We start from the raw sequence: 3,682 nt of genomic DNA on the forward strand, positions 1-3,682 counted from the left end.
ACACCCGCCTGCAGGAGCGTCGTCTCCCCGATCGAGACGCGCAGGGAGCTTCCGGTCGCGCGCAGCACCTGGTCCAGACGCGGGTCGGCCTCGGGCAGGGACTGCTCGACCGCGGCCAGCGCCGTGGTGTCCGACAGCTCCGCGGTCCGCTGCAGCCGGTCGTCGACGGTCTGGCGCTCCGCCGCGTCCTGGTCGCGGGCCACGACCACGCCGCCCACCGCGAGCACGACCAGCAGCACGGCGAGGACGCCGAAGGTCAGGCGGGACCGCAGGTTGCGCAGGCGCACAGGTGCTGACAGCGTCCTAGACGCGCAGGACGAACCCGACGCCGCGCACGGTGTGCAGCACCCGCTCGCCGCCGTGCGCCTCGAGCTTGCGCCGCAGGTAGCCGACGAAGACGTCGGCGATGTTCGTGCCCGGGTCGAACGTGTACCCCCACACCTCCTCGTGCAGGCGGGCGCGGTCGAGCACCTCCCCGGGATGGCGCATGAAGAGGTGCAGGAGCGAGAACTCGCGTCCGGTCAGGCCGAGGTCGACCCCGGCCCGGGTCGCCGAGAACGCGATCGGGTCCAGCTCGATGTCGCCGACCGTGACCTTCTGGTTCTGCGCCGGTGGGCGGCGCCGCAGGAGCGCGTTCAGGCGGGCGGCGACCTCCTCGAGCGCGAAGGGCTTGACCACGTAGTCGTCGGCCCCGGCCTCCAGACCGAGCACGCGATCGTCCACCTCGTTGCGGGCCGAGAGGACGCAGATCGGCACCTCCTCGCCGGCCGCGCGGAGCTGGCGCAGGACCTCGAGCCCGTCGAGATCGGGCATGGTGAGGTCGAGCAGCATCGCGTCGGGGCCGACGGTGCCGACCGCCGCGAGCGCGGCCTTGCCGCCGGAGGCCGCCACCACCTCGAACCCTTCGAGCTCGAGCCCGACCGAGAGGGTGCGACGGATCGCGGGATCGTCGTCCACCAGCAGGACGACCGGTCGCCCGTCCGGCGCGCTACTTCCGCTTGACACGCTCGCAGTCCCGATCCACGGAATCCTCCCTGTCGGCCGTGACGCGATCGCGGCCCGAGCCGCAGGTGATCTCGTCGCGCTCGCCGTCGGCCGCGTTGATCACGTCGTTGCCGTTGCCGGCCGAGATGGTGTCGCTGCCCGCGCCTCCGGTGATCCGGTCGTTGCCGGCGCCCCCGAGCAGCGTGTCGTCGCCGGAGCCACCCGAGATCCTGTCCTTGCCGGCGTCCCCCGCGATCACGTCATCACCGGCGCCACCGTACAGCCGATCGTTGCCGCCGCGCCCGCGGATGACGTCGTTGCCGCGCCCGCCCTTGATCGTGTCGTTGCGCGAGGTCCCCGAGAGGCGGTCGCTGCGCTTGGAGCCCTTCTTCGAGACGCCCTTCTGGGATCCGCCCTTCTGGCTCTTGCCCGACGGGCTCTTCCGCGCGCCGTCGGCGACGGGCACGGCGACGAGCAGGAGGAGGGCGGAGAGGAGGGCGACGGCGCGGGGCATGGACACACGGTTGCGGAAGGCCTGCATCCTCGCACGCGTGGAGCTCGACTTCTCATGCATCTCTCACGGATCGTGAGAGGTGGGTGAGAGCCGCTACCCAATCCCCCCGTCACTGGGGGATAACGGTGCTGCCTGTTCTGCAACACCAAGGGAGAACTTCGACTCATGAATGCCATCCTCAACCGCCGCAAGGGTGCGGCGACCGCGATCGCGGCGCTGGCCCTCGTGCCGGCCACCGCGTTCGCCGCGACCATCGACGGCGGCGACCGCAGCGAGCGCCTCCGCGGCACCAGCGCGGCTGATGTCATCAACGGCAACGGCGGCAACGACCGCATCTGGGGCTTCGCCGGCAACGACGAGCTCAACGGCGGGCCCGGGAACGACCGCATCTGGGGCGGGGACGACGACGACACGATCCTCGGCCTCCAGGGCAACGACCGTCTCTACGGCGGCAAGGGCAACGACACCATCACCGGTGACACCAACGGCGCGGGCGACCGCACGTCCAACGACCGCATCTACGGGCAGGCCGGTGACGACACCCTCCGTGGTGGCGACTCGCGCGACCGCATCTACGGCGGCAGCGGCAACGACACGTCGTTCGGCGAGAACGGCAACGACCGCATGTCCGGTGGCTCGGGTGACGACACCCAGCACGGCGGCGACGGCAACGACACGATCTACGCCAACAGCGGCGTCGACGTCTCCTACGGCGGTGACGGCAACGACAGCCTGTGGGCGCTCGCCCGCAGCGACGTCAAGCCGGGGCCCAACGGCGAGGTCGACACCGAGGGCGACACGCTCGACGGGGGCAAGGGCGACGACAAGATCCGCACCCGCGACGGCGAGGTCGACAAGGTCACCTGCGGCGAGGGCAACGACCGCGCCTACCTCGACAAGGTCGACGTGATCACCGACGCGACGCCCGAGAACCCCAACGGCTCGTGCGAGAAGGTCACCCGCCAGGACCCGAAGCCGACGAAGGCCCAGCGCAAGGCCGCGGCCAAGAAGAAGCGCGAGGCCGACCGGCGCAAGGCGGCGGAGAAGAAGGCCGAGAAGAAGGCCGCCCGCGAGGACCGTGGCCACGGCGAGGGCCGCTCCTGATCCGGTCGCCGTCGCTCGTGCGACGACACCTGTAGTACTTCAGATCCCACCCCGGTACGCACCGCCCGTCAGGCCCAGCCTGGCGGGCGGTCGTCGTCGGTGGGGTCCTCGTCCTTGGCGGGGCCTTGACGGTGCGGGGTCGGGCCGGCCGGCGGTCGCGCGGTCGCGCCGGTCGCGCGGTCGCGCGTGTCAGTCGCCGGTCCGTAGGGCCGAGGTCCACACCTCGGTGAGCGCGGCCACGACCGCGCGGTCGGGCACGCCCGTCTCTCCGACGATCTGCTGGTAGCCGGTCCGCTCGGTCATCCAGACCAGCGCGAGCGCAAGGGCCCGCGCTTCCTGCGGAGGCCGGCCGTCGCGACGCAGGCGATCCTCGGCGGCCGTACGGAACCGGCCGACCACCCCGTCGTTCCAGAACTCCCGGATCTCGCGGTCGTAGCCCGAGGCCTCGACCACCGCGCGCAGCAGGGTCGCGTGCGAGCGGAAGGTCCCGAGCAGGCCGACGATGACGCCCTCCACCGCCGCGCGATCCACGGGCCCGGTCCAGAACTGGTCCGTCGTCGCGTAGACCTCGGCGCTGAAGTCGTCGACCAGGCGAACGAGGAGCTCGCGGCGGTCGTCGAAGTGCGCGTAGAACGCGGTGCGGGTGCGGCCGGCGCGTTCCGCGATCCGGCTGACGTTGAGGTCCGCGAACGACGCCCCCTCCGCGAGCAGGTCCTCCGTCGCCCGCAGGAAGGCGAGCTCCGTCTCACGTCGGCGCGGATCGTCTCTGGCGCGTTTCTCGAGCAGGGTCACCGAGGCCAAGACTACACGGCCTGCAATTACGACTTGTAATGACAGTGTGTCTGTCTTAAGCTGCGCGCCATGTCCACCACGCTCTCGAAGCTCGACCTCAGCACCTTCGACCTCGGCGACCACGCCCACTGGGTCGACGGCCCGCCGTACGAGGCCTTCGCGCAGATGCGCCGCGAGGCCCCCGTCCACTGGAGCCCGAACCTCCGCTACCCGGACGAAGGCGGCTTCTGGTCGATCACGCGCGCCGACCTGCTGCATCAGGCCACCCGCGACTTCGACACCTTCAGC

5 protein-coding genes and 1 pseudogene are annotated in these 3,682 nt (G+C 71.4%); 2 read left to right on the forward strand and 4 right to left on the reverse strand.

The genetic code is table 11. The features are described from left to right. The 3 genes from ABYE80_RS18430 to ABYE80_RS18440 form a co-directional block, all read right to left on the reverse strand. A partial coding sequence (locus ABYE80_RS18430; protein ID WP_372791763.1) for a hypothetical protein occupies positions 1–287 on the reverse strand: 287 nt, incomplete at its 3' end. Between the two features lie 16 nt (positions 288–303). Continuing rightward, positions 304–1,005, reverse strand: a complete 702-nt coding sequence (locus tag ABYE80_RS18435) for a response regulator transcription factor (RefSeq protein ID WP_372791764.1) — start codon at positions 1,003–1,005, stop codon at positions 304–306. After that, entirely contained in the window at positions 989–1,498 is a 510-nt protein-coding gene (locus ABYE80_RS18440) for a calcium-binding protein (RefSeq protein WP_372791765.1), read from the reverse strand. Before ABYE80_RS18440 ends, ABYE80_RS18435 begins: the two co-directional genes overlap by 17 nt. 165 nt (positions 1,499–1,663) lie before the next feature. Between ABYE80_RS18440 and ABYE80_RS18445 the strand changes: the two genes are divergently transcribed. Then, a complete protein-coding gene (locus tag ABYE80_RS18445; protein WP_372791766.1) occupies positions 1,664–2,602 on the forward strand; it encodes a calcium-binding protein in 939 nt (312 codons plus the stop codon). 189 nt (positions 2,603–2,791) lie between these two features. On the opposite strand, the gene ABYE80_RS18450 is transcribed toward ABYE80_RS18445, so the two are convergent. After that, positions 2,792–3,394, reverse strand: coding sequence for a TetR/AcrR family transcriptional regulator (locus ABYE80_RS18450; protein ID WP_372791767.1), 603 nt, complete (start codon positions 3,392–3,394; stop codon positions 2,792–2,794). Between the two features lie 69 nt (positions 3,395–3,463). On the opposite strand from ABYE80_RS18450, the pseudogene ABYE80_RS18455 reads away from it, so the two are divergent. Then, positions 3,464–3,682 (forward strand): annotated as a pseudogene (locus tag ABYE80_RS18455) (cytochrome P450); the annotation flags it as partial.

Origin of the sequence: Paraconexibacter sp., from assembly GCF_041602235.1 — a bacterium.
In the GTDB taxonomy this organism is placed as follows: Bacteria; Actinomycetota; Thermoleophilia; order Solirubrobacterales; family Solirubrobacteraceae; genus Paraconexibacter.